Here is a 15,421-nt window from a genome sequence, read left to right on the forward strand (position 1 = left end):
GGGTCCCCCCGGGGCGCGGCTCACCCGGCGACGCGGGCCCCGGTGCGCAGGCGGCGGTCCCAGCCGTGGAAGTGCGACCAGTCCCCGGCGTCCCAGGCCTCGCGCAGCCCCGGCGCGCCGAGGTCCCAGTCGGGGCGCACCTCGGCGGTCGCCGCGCGCAGGTCGCGCCACAGCTCGGCCAGCGAGGGCCGGCCCCAGAACCAGTACCCGTTGTAGACCGAGTGCACGACCAGGCCGGGCTTGAGGACGAGCGTGTGCGGGATCATCGGGTCGTTCTCGGGGTCGGTGTACTCCTGGATGTCGAGGTCGCGCTGCACGACCCGCGCGGGATCGGACAGGAAGGTCCACTGCGCGCCGACCGAGGCCCGGAACTCCTGCAGCGACCGGTGGTCGTCGGTGCTGACGGTGACGATCCGGGTGTAGGCGACCGCGAACCTCGGCTGGGCGGCGGCCAGCTCCAGGTGCTGCTGGTGGTCCTTCGGGCAGTAGTGGCCGCGCGCGAGCAGGAGGACCATCGGGTCGCCGCCCTGCAGCTCGCCGAGGGTGCGCTCGGTGCCGGTGTGGTCGGGCAGGGTGTAGTCGGGGAAGACGCCGCCCGGCGTGATGTCCGAACGCATGGGATGCCCCTCTCCTCCGGCCCCGTCGCCGACGAGCCTGCACCGCCCCCGCGGCCGGTCGCGCCCGGCAGATGCCCTGGCCCCTCGCCCGCCGGTCCCCGGTCGGGTCCCGGCCCGCCCGCGGATCCCCGGGACCAGGCGCCGGACCAGGGACTGTCCCTGGCTCGCCGCCGGCGGCACCGGGCCAGCCTGGACCCGACCGGCGCCGGTCGGTGCCGGGTCCGGCGATCACGAGGAGCACACCGTGGACGAGATGGACGTCGCGACGCTGGCCGGCCTGCTGCGCGAGGCCGAGGAGCACCACGGGCAGTACGAGCCGGTGGGGCCGCCGCACCACTGGTCGGACTGGTACGCCGGCTACATCGTGGCCCGCCGGCAGGGCCGCACCGCCGACGAGGCCGTCGCCGAGGCGACCGCCGTCGTCGAGGGCGCCCGGCACTGACCGCCCCGGACCGGCGGGTCCCTGACCCCCGAGGAACGCACCCGAGGAGCAGACGTGGACTACGACGTCATCGTGCTGGGCGGCGGAGCGCCCGGGGAGCACTGCGCCGCCCGCCTCGCGGAGGGCGGCCGGCGGGTGGCCGTCGTCGAGCGCGAGCGGGTCGGCGGGGAGTGCTCCTACTGGGCGTGCATCCCGTCGAAGACGCTGCTGCGGCCCGGGGAGGCGCTGGCGGGCGCGCGGCGGGCACCCGGCGCCGCGCAGGCGGTGACCGGCCCGCTCGACACCGCCGCCGCCTTCGCCTGGCGCGACTTCATGGTGTCCGACTACGACGACTCCGGCGCCGTGAAGTGGGCCGAGGGCGAGGGCATCGACGTCATCCGCGGCCACGGCCGCCTCGCCGGCCACGGCCGGGTGGCGGTCTCGGGGCAGATCCACACCGCCGAGCACGTGGTCGTGGCCACCGGCTCCGACCCGTTCGTGCCGCCGGTCCCGGGCCTGCGCGAGCTGCCCGGCTTCTGGACCAGCCGCGAGGCGACGAGCACGACCGCGGTCCCCCGCCACCTGCTGGTCCTCGGCGGCGGCCCGGTGGGCGTGGAGATGGCCCAGGCCGTCACCCGGCTGGGCGGCTCGGCGTCGATCGTCGAGGGCATGGACCACCTGCTCTCCCGCGAGCCGCGGCCGCTGGGCACGGCGCTGGGCACGGCGCTGGCCGCCGAGGGCGTGGGCCTGCACCTGGGCCGGATGGCGTCGGCGGCCCGCTACGCGGACGGCGAGTTCGTGCTCGAGCTGTCCGGCGGCGAGCAGCTGCGCGGCGACCGGCTGCTGGTGGCCACCGGCCGCCGTCCCCGGGTGCACGACATCGGCCTGGAGACCGTCGGCCTCGAGGAGCTGCGACTGGACACCCGGTGCAACGCCCGCGAGGGGCTGTGGGCCGTCGGCGACGTCATGACCCCCTGGCCGCTCACGCACGTCGGCAAGTACCAGGCGCGCGTGGTGGCGTCGAACATCCTCGGCCGGCCCCGCACGGTCGACTACTCCGCCGTCCCGCGGGTGACCTACACCGACCCGGAGGCCGCCGCCGTCGGCGCCGCCGACGGCCCGGTCACGGTCACCGTCCCGCTGTCGCAGGTGGCGCGCACGGCGACCTACACGCGCTCGTACGACACCGAGCCCGGCTTCCTCACCCTCGTCTCCGACGGGACCCGGCTGACCGGGGCGTACGCCCTGGGACCGGCCGCCGGGGAGTGGCTGCAGCAGGCCACCCTCGCCATCCGGGCCCGCGTGCCGCTGGAGGTGCTCGAGGACGTGATCCAGCCGTTCCCGACCTTCTCCGAGGCCTTCCTGGAGGCGCTGCTCCGGCTGCGCGCCGCGGCCGGGAGCGGCTGACCGTCCCCGACCCCGTCGCGCCGGCCCCGCGCACCGGCGCGACGGTCATCTGACCGATGCCGGCCCGCGCGGTCCCCCACAGGGTGGGACCGGCGGGCGGCGGCCCCGGCGGCACGGGCCGGGGGCCGCCGCACGAGGAGGAGGGCAGCCATGTCACTGGTCTCTCGGGGGTTCGGCCGCCGGAGGTCCGGCACCACCGACGACCGCCTGCCACCGGGGCAGTACGACACCGGCAGCCGCTTCCCGGTGCTGTCGGCCGGACCGACGCCGCACACCCCACTGGCCCGCTGGGACTTCTCGGTGCGCGGGGAGGTGGAGACCCCGCGCACCTGGACCTGGGAGGAGTTCCGGGCCCTGCCGCGCGAGGCCATCTCCGTCGACATCCACTGCGTGACCAAGTGGTCGAAGTTCGACACCCGCTGGGAGGGCGTCGCGGTCGACACCCTGCTGGCCGACGTCGGCACCCGGACCACCCACGTGCTGGCGTTCAGCGACGGCGGCTACACCACCAACCACCGCCTCGACGACGTCACCGGCGGGCGGGCGTGGGTGGTCGACACCTACAACGGGGAACCGCTGGCGCCCGAGCACGGCGGCCCGGCGCGGCTGCTCGTCCCCCACCTGTACTTCTGGAAGAGCGCCAAGTGGGTGCGCGGGCTGATGCTGACCCGCACCAACGAGCCCGGCTTCTGGGAGACCTTCGGCTACCACGACCGCGGTGACCCGTGGCTCGAGCAGCGGTACAGCGGCGACTGACCTGGCTGCAGGCCAGGATGGCCGGCAGCCGGCCCGCGAGCGCGCGGGTCCGGCGGCTGGTCTTCGACGTGGACGGCTGGCCCGGGCACCTGCCGGGGCAGCACGTCGACGTGCGGCTGACGGCCGAGGACGGCTACACCGCGCAGCGCAGCTACTCGATCGCCTCGCCGCCGGAGGACCCGCAGCTGCACCTGCTCGTCGAGGACCTCGACGGCGGGGAGGTGTCGCCCTACCTCACCGAGGACATGCGCCCCGGCGACGTCCTGGAGCTGCGCGGGCCGATCGGCGGCTACTTCGTCTGGTCGGCCGCCGCCGACGCCGCCACCCCGGCGGAGCAGCGGCGGCCGGTGCAGCTGGTGGCCGGCGGCGCCGGGGTGTCCCCGTTCCTGGCGATGCTCGACCACTCCCGCCGGGCCGGCGACCCCACCCCGGTCCGGCTGCTGTACTCCGCCCGTGACGCCGGCGACGTCCTGGGCGAGGAGCTCCTCGGCGCGCAGACGACGGTCACGCTGACCCGCGGCGCGCCGGAGGGCTGGACCGGGCGCACCGGCCGCATCGACGCCGACCTGCTGCGGCGGGAGGCGTTCGCACCCGCCGACCGGCCGAGGGTCTTCGTGTGCGGGCCGACCGTGTTCGTGGAGACCGTCGCCGGCGCCCTCGTCGACCTCGGCCACGACCCGCGCAGCATCCGGCTCGAGCGCTTCGGCGGCTCGACCGACCCGCAGTGACCGCGACCGCCCCGACGTCCCGAGGAGAGCCATGACCGCTCCCGCCGGCGCACCGCCGACCGTGGGGTCGGCGATGCGTCCCCCGGTCACCAGCGTGGAGCTGCGGGCGCACCTGGCCGCGGCGGCCTACCTGATGAAGCGGTCGGGCGACACCGCCCTCGTCGTCACCCGCGCCGACGACACCGGCGTCCCGATCGGGATCGTCACCGACGCCGACGTCAGCCAGGCGGTGGCCGACGGCCACGACCTCGAGCAGCTGCGGGTCAGCGACGTGGTGTCCGGCCCGCCGGTCACGGTGGCCCCGGACACCCCGGTCCCCGAGGCGCTGCGCGCCATGGTCGACCACCGCCTGCACCACCTGCTGGTGCTCGCCGAGGGCAGGCTCGCGGGCATCGTCGACATGCTCGACCTGTGCCGCGTCTCGCTCGACGGGCCCGCGCCGGCGGTGCCCGGCACGGTCTGAGGTCCGGGCCCGCGCGAGGCGGCGGGTGCCGCCGCCCGCCCGGCGGGCCGGCGCGTGCCGCCGACCACGGGTGCGCACTCGGCCCGCGGATCGTCCCCCGCGAGCGGTCAGCCGGCCGGCGGTGCGGCCAGCAGCAGCACGCCGCTCATCTCCAGGCGCCGCCCGCCGTCGTCGGACGCGCAGCGCATGACGACCTGCATGCAGCCCGGGCAGCGCACCACCATGGCCGGGGCGTCGGCGTAGACCAGGTGCGCGCCCAGCGCCGCCCGGTTGCCGCAGTGCGCGCAGGTGACCATCGCGGTGGTCGGGTCCAGGGTCATCATCTCGGTCAGCACACCGGCCGCCGCGTTGCCGTCCAGTCGGCGGTCGGGCTCGCCCGTCGGGTCGCTCATCGGGTGTCTCCCCTCCCCCGCGCCCCGCGGCGCGGGCGTCCTCACGGTCCGGACCGGCGGGCGGCGGGCACCCCGCGCAGCGGCTGCGCCGCGCGGCTCCCCCCGTCGCCGTGGAAGCGGCGGATCGCCGCCAGCGTCTCCGCCGGCCGCTCCTCGGCCAGGAAGTGGCCGCTGTCGAGCGCCTCGCCGGTGACGTCGTCGGCCCACTCCCGCCACACGGCCAGCGTGTCGTACCAGGCCTCCAGGGCGCCACGGCCGGCCCACAGCACCTGCAGCGGGCAGCCGATCCGCCGCCCGGCGGCCCGGTCGGCCTCGTCGTCGTCCCGGTCGCAGGTGGCCCCGGCGCGGTAGTCCTCGCAGATGGCGTGCACCACGGCCGGGTCCCGCACGCAGCGGGCGTAGTCGGCCACCGCCTCGGGCCGGAAGCCGCGGACGGCGCCGCCGAACTCGGCGTCGAAGAAGAAGAACTCCGGGTCCGGGGCGATGAGCCGCTCGGGCACCGGCTCGGGCAGGGCGAGGAAGGCCCAGTGCCAGTAGCCGAGGGCGGTGCGGGCGTCGGCGCGGGCCCACACCTCGGCGGTGGGGACGACGTCCATGACGGTCACCCGGCGCACCGCCGTCGGGTGGTCGAGGGCCATGCGGTAGGCCGCCCGCCCGCCGCGGTCGTGGCCGACGACGTCGAAGCGGTCGAAGCCGAGCCGGCGCATCAGGCGCACGCCGTCGCCGGCCATCGCCCGCTTGCCGTAGGTCTCGTGGCCGGGGACGGTCGGCGGCTTGGAGCTGTCGCCGTAGCCGCGCAGGTCCGGCGCGACCACGGTGAACTCCTCGGCCAGCGCGCCGGCGAGGCCGCCCCACATCAGGTGCGTCTCCGGGTAGCCGTGCAGCAGCAGCAGGGGCGGCCCCGAGCCGCCCGAGCGCACCCGCAGGGTGACGTCCCCGACCGGGAGCTGCGCCTGCGCGAAGCCCGCGAACCCGTCGCCGGAGCCACCGCCGGAGCCACCGCCGGAGCCACCGCCGGAGCCGCCGGGCCCGGGGGTGCCACCGGTGGGGCGGGTCATGTCGGGCTCCTCTCGGCAGGCCAGCCGTGCGCCGAGTCTGCGCAGGTCACCGTGGCGGGGCATCGGTCATGTGACCGGGCCCACCGCCGGCCGCGGGCGGCGTCAGCCCGGCTGCGGCTCGACCCGCTCCAGGGACTGCACGTGCTCGTCCTGCACCCGCAGGATCGCCGAGTTGCCGCGGAACAGCACGGTCCAGCCGTCCTCGCGCTCGACCACCACGTCGTCGAAGGTCTCGCGGACGACCTGCTCGCCGTCGCCGTACACCATCCGGTAGGTCGGCACGGCCCACTCCCTCGCCTCGGTCCGGTGTCCCCGGGCCGGTGCCGCCGGCCCGGGGACACCGTCTCCGGGCGCCGCGGCCGCCGCATCGGTCATGCGACTGCCGCCGGGACGCGCCAGGGCCTGCCCGGCGGCGCCCTGACCGGGCAGGATGCCCCTCACGGCACCCCGCCGACGACGCCCAGCCGCCCCCGGAGCCAGCCATGTGCGCGACCGCCTCGCTGCGTGACGCCAAGCGCCGGCAGACGCGCGAGCGGCTGGAGCAGACGGCGCTGCGGCTGTTCGCCGCGCGCGGCTTCGACGAGGTCACCGTCGAGGACGTCTGCCGCGAGGCGCACGTCGCGCCGGCCACCTTCTACCGCCACTTCGGCAGCAAGGAGGAGGTCGTCTTCGACTACGTGGCGGGCTTCGGCACCGCGCTGCAGGCCGCCGTCGCCGCCGCGCACGGGGAGACCGAACCGTCGCGGCAGCTGCTGCGGGTGCTGGTGCACTTCGCCGGCCACCTGCAGTCGCAGCTGCCGTCGCTGACGCTGCGCGACGGCATCGTCCTCGGCCACGACGGCCTCATGCGCCGGACGCTCGCCGTCCAGCGCGACGTCGAGACGAGGCTGGCGCAGGGGCTGGCCGAGCTGCGCGGCCTGCCCGGACCCGACGACGACGTCGTCGCCGAGGCGGCCCTCGGGCTGGTCGTGCTGCGGCTGGCCGTGCGGTCGTGGCGGGGCGGGCACGCCGACCACCTGCCGACGGCCACCGAGGCGGCCTACGCGCAGCTGCGCCGGCTGCTGGAGGTCGACGGCGCCCGGCCGTGCGGACTCCCGCCGGCGGGGCACCCGCCGGTCACGCCGGCCCCCGGTCCCCGGCCTCCTGCGGGACGCGGCTGAGCGCGTCCCGCAGCGCCGCGCGGGAGGAGATGCCGAGCTTGGGGAACACCCGGTACAGGTGCGCGCTCACCGTCCGCGGCGAGAGGTAGAGCTGCGCGCCGATCTGCTTGTTGGTCAGCCCCGACGCGGCCAGCAGCGAGATCTCGTGCTCCTGCGGGGTGAGCTCGACCGGGGCGGCCCGCCCGGCCGGGGAGCGGGACACGCCCGTCGCCCGCAGCTCGTGCTCGGCCCTCGCCGCCCACGGCCGGGCCCCGAGCCGGGTGAACGCCTCCAGCGCGGCGGCCAGGTGCAGCCTCGCGGCGCCCGTGGCCCGGACACGGCGCAGGTGCTCGCCGTAGGCCAGCCGCACCCGGGCGTGCTCGAAGGGGTGGCGGTCGGCGCCGGGCACCGCCATCGCCTCCTCGAAGCAGGCCGCGGCGCGGTCGTCGGGCGCGGCCAGCGCGGCGCAGCCGGCCGCCAGCAGGGCCAGCCGGGGACGCAGCCGCACGACCTCCAGCTCCCGCAGCGCCGCCGCGTGCGCCGCCGCCTCCGCGCGCCGGCCGGTGCGCACCGCGGCCTCGACCAGGTCCAGGGGGACCTCCAGGGCCACCGGCAGGTGCGGCGGCAGCACCCCGGGCGGGCCGACCGCCGTCCCCTGCCGGTAGGCCTCCTCCACGTCGCCGGCGGCCAGCGCCGCCAGGGCGCGAGCGCGGCAGGCGGCGTGCTCCAGCCCGCGCAGGCCGCGCGGGCCCGCCCAGGACGACAGCCGGGCGGCCAGCGCGCGGGCGGTCGTCCCGTCGCCCTCGGCGGCGGCGAGCAGCGCCAGGACGCCGGTCGCGGTGAGGGCGGGCAGCCGGTGGCCCAGCGTCTCGCCCAGCTCGACGGCCTCCTCGGCGGTGCGGCGGGCCTCCTCCCACCGGCCCGCGTCGAAGCCGTCGCGGCACAGCAGCACCAGCGCGCCGACCGCGGAGCCGGCGGCACCGCCCTCCCGGCCGTCCCAGACCACCCGCCACAGCGCCGGCCGGCACTCCTCCAGCCGGTCGACGGCGAGGGCGGCGGCACCGATCCGCACGATCCGCGCCGGGTCGGCCTCGGCGTCGATCCCCGCGAGCACGTCGTCGAGCCGGCGCAGGTCGGCGGCGGTGGTGCGCGCCGGGGCGCCGAGGGTGGTGCGGGCGACGGCGAGGACGGGCCCGAGCCGGGGACCCAGCCGGGCGGTCGCCGCCTCCAAGGGGGGCCACCGGTCGGCGCGGCCGGCGGCGCAGCAGACGTCGAGCAGGTCCGACAGCGCCTCGTCGAGGTCGCCGGACCCGACCGGGCCGCGCAGCGCCGACCCGATCGCCCGGACCAGGCCGGCGTGGGCGCTGTCGGCGTCGCCGGTGCCGAGGAACAGGTGGGCGGCGGCGGCCAGCGCCGTCGGCAGGGCGTCCCCGCCGTCGGGGTCGGCCCGCCGGGCCTGCAGCAGCAGGGAGGGGACGCTGCGCAGGTCGCCGAGGACCCGCGCGCCGAGGTAGGCGGCGCGGGCCAGGCGGCGGGCCCGCGGGGCACCGGAGGGGCTCAGGTCGGCGGCGCGCAGCAGCGCGGCGACGGCGCGTCCGCCGTCGCCGCGGCGCAGCGCCCGGTGCGCGGCCTCGTCGAGCAGGTCCGCCGCCTGCCCGTCGGAGCCGACGGCGGCCTCGGCCAGGTGCCAGGCCCGGCGGTCGGGCTGGTCGGCGAGGACGTCGGCCAGCGCCAGGTGGGCGCGGCGGCGCTCGCCGCTGGTGGCCAGCTCGACGGCGGCCGAGCCGGTGAGCGGGTGCCGCAGGGACACCCGCTGGGTGTCCGCGTCGACGCGGACCAGGCCGGCCTCCTCGGCCGGGGCCAGGACGTCGAGCCAGTCCTCCCCGGGCGAGGCCGCGCCCAGGACGGCGAGGTCGCCGGTGCCCTCCAGGGCGGTGAGCAGCAGCAGCCGCCGGGTGGCGGGCGGCAGGCCGGCCACCCGGCCGGCGAACCGGGTCCGCAGCCGGCGGCCCAGCGGCAGCACCGGGGGCAGCGCCTCGAGGGCGGCGCGCTGCCGCCCGCTGAGCTCGGCCGGGAGCTCGAGCAGCGCGAAGGGGTTGCCCCGGGCCGCGGCGACGACGCGCCGGCGCACCCGCACGGCCATCGCCGGGTGGCGGCTGCCCACCAGCTCCGCGGCCGGGCCGTCGTCGAGGGGCCGCACCTCGTGCTCGGGCAGGCCGGCCGGCGGGAGGGACCCGTCGTCGCCCGTGCGGGACGCGGCGAGCAGCCCGACCCGGGCGCCGGCGAGCCGGCGGGCGACGAAGCCGAGGACCGCGACGCTGGCCCGGTCGAGCCACTGCAGGTCGTCGACCACCACCAGCACCGGCCCGCCGTCGGTGACCCGGCGCAGCAGGGTGAGGACGGCGGTGGAGACGACCAGCCGGTCGGCGGGCGGGCCGGCCTGGTAGCCGAGGGTGCGGGCCAGGGCGCCGCGGTGCAGCGGGGAGAGCGCGGCCCACTCGTCCAGCACCGGCACGAGCAGCTGGTGCAGCCCGGCGAAGGGCACCTCCGCCTCCAGCTCGGCGCCCGCCGAGGACAGCACCCGGGTGCCCGAGGCGGCCGCGGCCCGCGCGGCGAGGTCGAGCAGGGCCGTCCGGCCGACCCCCGGCTCGCCGGTGAGCAGCAGGGCCGCGCCGGACCGGGCCGCCCGGTCGAGGAAGGCGGTCAGCAGGGCGGACTCCTCCGACCGGCCCACGAGTCCCTGCGCCGGGTGCGCTGCGTCGCCGTCGTCCACCGGTGTCCCCTCCGCCTCGGAGCCGTCCCGTCCCGACCGGCCGGCGGGGGACGGACGGCCGACCGGCCCCCGTGGAAGCGAGAGCCTCTCTCGCGAACCGGGGGCGGACAACCGCCCCGCGCACGCGGCCGGCCCGGTCGCCCGACACGCCCGTGGGCGTCCGTCGCCGCGACGGGACGTGCGCGCTCAGTCAGATGACCGATGCAGGCTCGCTATGCCGGACCCGATGCTCGCCGCACCAGCGGCGGGCGGTCGGCGACCGCCGGCCACCGACCGGGAGGGGCGCCGGCATGGGCACCGGGAGCTTCGGCACCGACGGCATCTACGACACCGACGGCACCGACCCCGAGGAGGACACCGGCCTCCTCGACGCCGAGGACACCCTGGAGGACCTCGACGGTGTCGAGGACGTGCTCGACACCGGCTGGTCCCCGGCCGAGCGGCCGTGGGGCGTCGACGAGTGGGGCACCACCGAGCGGGAGGAGTCCGCCGGGGAGAGCCTCAGCGGCCGCCTGGCCCGCGAGCTGCCCGACACCGACCGGCTCGAGGACGGGCGGGTCGAGGGCGACGGCCTCGGCGACACCTCCGACACCGACGGCGAGCCGCTCGACGACGAGGTCGGCGACCGGCGGGCCGGCCGGCTGGTCGAGGACGACGGCGAGTGGGACGACGAGGAGCCCGAGCTGCACGCCGCCGACGCCGGCATCGACTCGGCCGCCGCCTCGGCGGAGGAGGCGGCCGTACACGTCGTCGCCGACCGCGACCCCGACCGCTCCGCGGCCTGGGGTGACCCGTCCTGAGCGCGGGGGGCGCGGCTCGCGACGACGCCACCACCGGCGCCGCGGTGGACGGCTGGCCGGCGCTGCCGGTGGCGGGGTGGCAGGACACCCGCGACACGCTGCACCTGTGGACCCAGGTCGTCGGCAAGGTCCGGCTGGCGCTGGCGCCGGAGGTCAACCACTGGTGGCAGGTGCCCCTGTACGTGACCGCGCGGGGGCTGACCACCTCGCTCGTGCCCGTCCGCAGCGGGCTGGGGCTGGAGGTGCTGTTCGACCTCACCGACCACCGGCTGCTGGTGCACACCACGACCGGGGCGACCCGCCGGATGGCGCTCGAGCCGCGCAGCGTCGCCGACTTCCACCGCGAGTTCCGGTCCCACCTCACCGAGTTGGGCGTGGACGTCCCCCTCCGGCCGGTGCCGGTCGAGCTGCCCGACGCGATCCCGTTCGACCGGGACGAGGAGCACGCGAGCTACGACGCCGAGGCCGTCCACCGCTTCTGGACCTCGCTGGTGAGCGCGCACCGGGTGCTGAGCGTCTTCCGCGGCCGGTTCCGGGGCAAGGCCAGCCCGGTGCACTTCTTCTGGGGCGCCTTCGACCTCGCCACGACCCGCTTCTCCGGCCGCCCCGCCCCGAGACACCCCGGAGGCGTGCCCAACTGCCCGGACCGGGTGATGGAGGAGGCCTACAGCGAGGAGGTCTCCAGCTGCGGGTACTGGCCCGGCGGCGCCGCCGAGGGCGCGTTCTACGCCTACGCCTACCCGGAGCCCCCGGGCTACCGGGAGGCCGCCGTCGAGCCGGCCGGCGCGGCCTACGACGGGGCCCTCGGGGAGTTCCTGCTCCCCTACGCCGACGTCCGGGCCGCCGCCGACCCCGACGCGCACCTGCTGCGGTTCCTCACCTCGACCCACGACGCCGCGGCGAGGACGGGCGACTGGCCCGACCCGCCCGGCGCGCCGGCCCCGACGGGGTCCTGAGGGCCGGACCCCTTGCCGGGGAGGGACGGTGCGGCGGACCCTCGGTCCTGCTCCCCGCAGGACGGAGGCCGCCGTGTCCAGCTCCGCCTCCCGGGAGACCCTCCCGGTACCGGTCCCGGAGCCGCGGGACCAGCAGGACCGGCCCGCCGGTGACCGGACCGGCGCCGGCGGCGCCCGGCGCCCGGCCGTCGCGCGGCCGCGCCGGCGCCCGTTCCGCTACACGCTGCCCGGCACGGTCGGCACCCTCGTCTTCTTCTGCCTGTCGCTCACCCCGTCCCTGCTCCCCCGCACCGGGCTGACCCAGGGCCTCATCAGCGGCATCACCGCCGCCTTCGGCTACGGCGTCGGGGTGGCGGCCGCCGCGGCCTGGCGCGCACTGGTCGACCGGGACCCGCGGCCGGCCCGCCGGCGCTCGTGGCTCGTCCTGGCCGGGGTGGCGCTGGTCTGCGTCGTGGCGGCCACGGTGTACGGCCGCTACTGGCAGGCGCGCATCCGGGAGCTGATGGACGCGCCGGCCGACAGCGCGGTGTCCGTCGTCGTCGTGCCGCTGGTCGCCGGCGTCGTCTTCGTCGTCCTCGTCGCGCTGGCGCGGGCGATCCGGCGCGCCGGCCACTGGACCGCGCAGCTGCTCGACCGGTGGATCGGCGCGCGCGCCGCCCGGCTGCTCGGCTGGGCCGTCGTCCTGACCGGCGTGGTGCTCCTGGTGACCGGTGTCGTGGTCGACCAGCTCGTCGCCGCCGCCGACCGGGCCTTCTCCGTGCGCAACGACCGGACCGACGACGGCGTGGCGCAGCCCGCGGTGCCCGAGCGCTCGGGCGGACCCGGGTCGCTGATCAGCTGGACCTCCCTGGGCCGCGAGGGCCGCACGTTCGTGGGCACCGGCCCGTCGGCCGAGGACATCGGCGCCTTCACCGGGGCCGCGGCCCGCCAGCCGGTGCGCGCCTACGCCGGGCTGGACTCGGCGCCGACCGCCGAGCTGCGGGCCCGCCTGGCCGTCGACGACCTCGCCCGCGCCGGCGGCTTCGACCGCGCGCACCTGCTGGTGGTCACCACCACGGGCTCGGGCTGGGTCGACCCCGGCGCGGTGGACTCCCTCGAGTACCTCACCGGCGGCGACAGCGCCACGGTGGCCATCCAGTACTCCTACCTCCCGTCGGTCCTCTCCTACCTGGTCGACAGCGACCGGGCCCGGGAGGCCGGCCGGGAGCTCTTCGACGCGGTGTACGAGCGCTGGAACCGGCTGCCGCTCGACGACCGGCCGCGCCTGCTCGTGGCCGGGGAGAGCCTGGGCTCCTTCGGCGGCGAGACCGCGTTCAGCGGCGAGTACGACCTGCGCAACCGGACCGGCGGGGCGGTGTTCGCCGGCCCGCCGGAGTTCAACACGCTGTACCGGGAGTTCGTCAGCGACCGCGACGCGGACAGCCGCGAGGTCGCGCCCGAGTACCGCGACGGGCGCACGGTGCGGTTCACCGACGACCCCGCCGAGGAGGTCGCGCCCACCGGCGAGCCGTGGGACGGCTCCCGGGTGCTCTACCTGATGCACGCCTCCGACCCCATCGTGTGGTGGACCCCGGAGCTGCTGTACGCCCGCCCGACCTGGCTGGAGGAGCACCGCGGCGACGACGTCGTGCACGCCGTGCGGTGGATCCCGTTCGTGACCTTCTGGCAGCTGACGGCCGACCTGCCCTCGGCCGGCAACGTGCCGGAGGGGCACGGGCACGTCTACCGGACCCAGTACGTCGACGCGTGGGCGCACGTCCTGCAGCCCCCGGGCTGGGACGCCGGACGGGCGCGGCAGCTGCGCGAGCTCGTGGCGGCCGGTGCGTGATGCGGGACCGTCGACGACCACCTGGCCGACCGGTGCGGGCACGGCACGGGCGCCGGCGCCGCGTCGCCGCGGTCACGTCGCTCCTGGCAGCGGCCTGGGTGCTGCTGCTCGGCCTCCGGGCGGCGGTGGACGACTTCCCGCGCGGGCTGCTCCTGCTCGCCTGCGCCGCGCTGGTCGCCGCGGGGGTGTGGGAGGGGGTGCTCCGCCGCGGCTGGGGGCGCGTCGCCGGTCTCGCCGTGGCGGGCGCGGCCCTGGCCGGCGGCGTCCTGCTGCTCATCGACGCCGGGTACCTGCGCACCCTGTTCCTGCTCGCGGTCGGCGCGGTGGTGTGGCACGTCGCGGCCCGGGCGGCCTTCCGCACCCACGTCACCCTCCCTCCCGCCGAGCGCCCGCGGCGGCCGGTCGTCGTCGTCAACCCGCGGTCGGGGGACGGCCGCGCGGCACGGACCGGGCTGAGCGCGGCCGCACGGGACCGGGGCATCACCGTGCTGGAGCTGCAGCCGGGCGAGGACCTCGCGGCGCTCGTCCGGAGCGCGGTCGAGGACGGCGCCGACGCGGTGGGCATGGCCGGCGGCGACGGCTCGCAGGCCGTGGTCGCCGCCCTCGCCGCCGACGCCGGCCTGCCCTTCGCGTGCATCCCGGCCGGGACGCGCAACCACTTCGCCGTCGACCTCGGCGTGGACCGGGAGGACGTGGTGGGGGCGCTCGACGCCCTCGTCGACGGGGACGAGCGGGTGGTCGACCTCGCCGAGGTCAACGGGCGGGTCTTCGTCAACAACGTCTCGCTGGGGGTCTACGCCGAGGCGGTCCAGAGCCGCGGCTACCGGGCGGCGAAGGTCCGGACGCTGCTCGGCACACTGCCCCGGTCCCTGGGTGCGGAGGGCGGGTCGCAGGACCTGAGCTGGCCCACGCCCGGCGGCCGCACCCTGCGCGGGGCGGCGGTCATCCTGGTGGGCAACAACCAGTACCGCCTGGGCGGGGCCGCCGGTGCGGGCACCCGCCCGGCGATCGACCAGGGCGTCCTCGGGGTGACGGTGGTCGACCCGCCCAGCGGCGGCCGGGCCGGGCCGCCGCGGCGCCTGCTGCGCCAGTGGTCGACCCCCGAGTTCCGGGTCGCGGCGACCCTGCCGGTGCCGGTCGGCGTCGACGGGGAGGCCGCCGTGCTGGAGCCGCCGCTGGTCTTCCGGGCCCGCCCGGCCGCCCTCCGGGTCCGCATCGCCGGCCACCACCCCGGCGCCTCACCCTCGGCGATCGAGCCCGTGGGTGCGCTGCCGGCGCTGCGGGCGCTGGTCCGCATCGCGGCCGGGGGCGACCCCCGGCAGCACCCACCGCGGGTGCCGTCGGTCGCAGCGTCCCGGTAGCCGGCGCCGGGTCAGCGGGCGCCGAGGCCGGCCCAGTAGTCGTTGAGCGCCCGGTTGGTCTGCACGAACCAGATGAAGGGCCCGACCAGCAGCAGGATGCCCGGGAAGTACCACAGCCCGGTCAGCGCGGTGACCGGCGGCCGGCGACCGGTGCGCGTGTACAGCCCCCCGACCTCGTGGCTGAGCACGAAGGGCGACACGACGCCGAAGAACAGCGCGATGAGCAGCGCGATCAGGCCGCCGATGCCCTCACCGCTGTGCCGCTTCATCTCCTCCTGGACCTGGTAGTAGTAGACGAAGCCCCAGATCCCGAGGGTGATGAAGAAGAGCAGCATCGTCAGGCCGGTGGGCCGGATCCGCCCGACCGGCCCGGTGGGCCGGGCGTAGAGGTCGGCCGCCGGCGGGGCCGGCATGGGCTGCTCGGGGCCGCGGGGCGGCGGCACCTGCTGCCCGTACGCCTGCTGCCCGTACGGCTGCTGCCCGTACGCCTGCTGCCCGTACGCCTGGGCCGGCGGCGGCCCGGACGCCTGGGCCGGCGGCGGCGGTGCGGGGACCTGCCACGGCTCGGTGGGTGCGGCAGGCCGGGTCGACTGCAGCGGTCCCGGGTCCTCGGGCGAGGTCATGACGCGCCTCCTGGGGAGGGGGTGCCGACGGCGGCCCGGCCGACGCTAGCGGCCCCACCCGCGGCCGCGGCGGGCCCAAGTGCCCTCCTGCGGGGGTCG

Annotated in this window: 16 protein-coding genes; 10 read left to right on the forward strand and 6 right to left on the reverse strand. The window is 77.8% G+C overall.

What is annotated here, in order from left to right:
* Positions 1 to 20 precede the first annotated feature (20 nt).
* Entirely contained in the window at positions 21 to 617 is a 597-nt protein-coding gene (locus ACI8AD_RS00790; protein WP_456868622.1) for a peroxiredoxin family protein, read from the reverse strand.
* A 244-nt stretch (positions 618 to 861) separates the two neighbouring features.
* Between ACI8AD_RS00790 and ACI8AD_RS00795 the strand changes: the two genes are divergently transcribed.
* From ACI8AD_RS00795 to ACI8AD_RS00815, 5 genes are all read left to right on the forward strand, one after another.
* Positions 862 to 1,059 (forward strand): hypothetical protein, encoded by a 198-nt coding sequence (locus ACI8AD_RS00795; protein WP_456868623.1) that lies wholly within the window; start codon positions 862 to 864, stop codon positions 1,057 to 1,059.
* Positions 1,060 to 1,113: 54 nt separating this feature from the next.
* The gene (locus ACI8AD_RS00800) at positions 1,114 to 2,445 is read left to right on the forward strand and encodes a dihydrolipoyl dehydrogenase family protein (RefSeq protein ID WP_456868624.1); all 1,332 of its coding nucleotides are present in this window, start codon (positions 1,114 to 1,116) and stop codon (positions 2,443 to 2,445) included.
* A 150-nt stretch (positions 2,446 to 2,595) separates the two neighbouring features.
* Positions 2,596 to 3,201, forward strand: a complete 606-nt coding sequence (locus ACI8AD_RS00805) for a molybdopterin-dependent oxidoreductase (protein WP_456868625.1) — start codon at positions 2,596 to 2,598, stop codon at positions 3,199 to 3,201.
* A gap of 17 nt (positions 3,202 to 3,218) precedes the next feature.
* The gene (locus ACI8AD_RS00810; protein WP_456868626.1) at positions 3,219 to 3,929 is read left to right on the forward strand and encodes an FAD-binding oxidoreductase; all 711 of its coding nucleotides are present in this window, start codon (positions 3,219 to 3,221) and stop codon (positions 3,927 to 3,929) included.
* Positions 3,930 to 3,960: 31 nt separating this feature from the next.
* Positions 3,961 to 4,392, forward strand: coding sequence for a CBS domain-containing protein (locus ACI8AD_RS00815; protein ID WP_456868627.1), 432 nt, complete (start codon positions 3,961 to 3,963; stop codon positions 4,390 to 4,392).
* Positions 4,393 to 4,499: 107 nt separating this feature from the next.
* On the opposite strand, the gene ACI8AD_RS00820 is transcribed toward ACI8AD_RS00815, so the two are convergent.
* From ACI8AD_RS00820 to ACI8AD_RS00830, 3 genes are all read right to left on the reverse strand, one after another.
* Positions 4,500 to 4,784 carry a DUF6510 family protein gene (locus tag ACI8AD_RS00820; protein ID WP_456868628.1) on the reverse strand — a complete coding sequence of 95 codons (285 nt, stop codon included), beginning with the start codon at positions 4,782 to 4,784 and terminating at the stop codon, positions 4,500 to 4,502.
* A gap of 41 nt (positions 4,785 to 4,825) precedes the next feature.
* The gene (locus ACI8AD_RS00825) at positions 4,826 to 5,842 is read right to left on the reverse strand and encodes an alpha/beta fold hydrolase (RefSeq protein WP_456868629.1); all 1,017 of its coding nucleotides are present in this window, start codon (positions 5,840 to 5,842) and stop codon (positions 4,826 to 4,828) included.
* A 102-nt stretch (positions 5,843 to 5,944) separates the two neighbouring features.
* A complete protein-coding gene (locus ACI8AD_RS00830) occupies positions 5,945 to 6,124 on the reverse strand; it encodes a hypothetical protein (RefSeq protein WP_089403635.1) in 180 nt (59 codons plus the stop codon).
* Positions 6,125 to 6,324: 200 nt separating this feature from the next.
* Here ACI8AD_RS00830 and ACI8AD_RS00835 point away from each other — a divergent pair, with 200 nt between their 5' ends.
* The gene (locus ACI8AD_RS00835) at positions 6,325 to 7,002 is read left to right on the forward strand and encodes a TetR/AcrR family transcriptional regulator (protein WP_456868630.1); all 678 of its coding nucleotides are present in this window, start codon (positions 6,325 to 6,327) and stop codon (positions 7,000 to 7,002) included.
* Here the strand turns inward: ACI8AD_RS00835 and ACI8AD_RS00840 are convergent.
* Positions 6,959 to 9,754 carry an AAA family ATPase gene (locus tag ACI8AD_RS00840; protein ID WP_456868631.1) on the reverse strand — a complete coding sequence of 932 codons (2,796 nt, stop codon included), beginning with the start codon at positions 9,752 to 9,754 and terminating at the stop codon, positions 6,959 to 6,961. The two genes, ACI8AD_RS00835 and ACI8AD_RS00840, sit on opposite strands and share 44 nt — an antisense overlap.
* Before the next feature lie 290 nt (positions 9,755 to 10,044).
* On the opposite strand from ACI8AD_RS00840, the gene ACI8AD_RS00845 reads away from it, so the two are divergent.
* The 4 genes from ACI8AD_RS00845 to ACI8AD_RS00860 all read left to right on the forward strand — a co-directional run bounded on the left by ACI8AD_RS00845 (position 10,045) and on the right by ACI8AD_RS00860 (position 14,699).
* Positions 10,045 to 10,554 (forward strand): DUF5709 domain-containing protein, encoded by a 510-nt coding sequence (locus ACI8AD_RS00845; RefSeq protein ID WP_456868632.1) that lies wholly within the window; start codon positions 10,045 to 10,047, stop codon positions 10,552 to 10,554.
* A gap of 44 nt (positions 10,555 to 10,598) precedes the next feature.
* A complete protein-coding gene (locus ACI8AD_RS00850) occupies positions 10,599 to 11,510 on the forward strand; it encodes a DUF5996 family protein (protein ID WP_456868633.1) in 912 nt (303 codons plus the stop codon).
* Between the two features lie 73 nt (positions 11,511 to 11,583).
* Positions 11,584 to 13,338, forward strand: a complete 1,755-nt coding sequence (locus ACI8AD_RS00855) for an alpha/beta hydrolase (protein ID WP_456868634.1) — start codon at positions 11,584 to 11,586, stop codon at positions 13,336 to 13,338.
* A gap of 32 nt (positions 13,339 to 13,370) precedes the next feature.
* Positions 13,371 to 14,699 carry a diacylglycerol/lipid kinase family protein gene (locus ACI8AD_RS00860; RefSeq protein WP_456868635.1) on the forward strand — a complete coding sequence of 443 codons (1,329 nt, stop codon included), beginning with the start codon at positions 13,371 to 13,373 and terminating at the stop codon, positions 14,697 to 14,699.
* An 11-nt stretch (positions 14,700 to 14,710) separates the two neighbouring features.
* On the opposite strand, the gene ACI8AD_RS00865 is transcribed toward ACI8AD_RS00860, so the two are convergent.
* A complete protein-coding gene (locus tag ACI8AD_RS00865; RefSeq protein ID WP_456868636.1) occupies positions 14,711 to 15,322 on the reverse strand; it encodes a DUF4234 domain-containing protein in 612 nt (203 codons plus the stop codon).
* Positions 15,323 to 15,421 lie beyond the last annotated feature (99 nt).

Source organism: Geodermatophilus sp. SYSU D00766 (assembly GCF_054049915.1).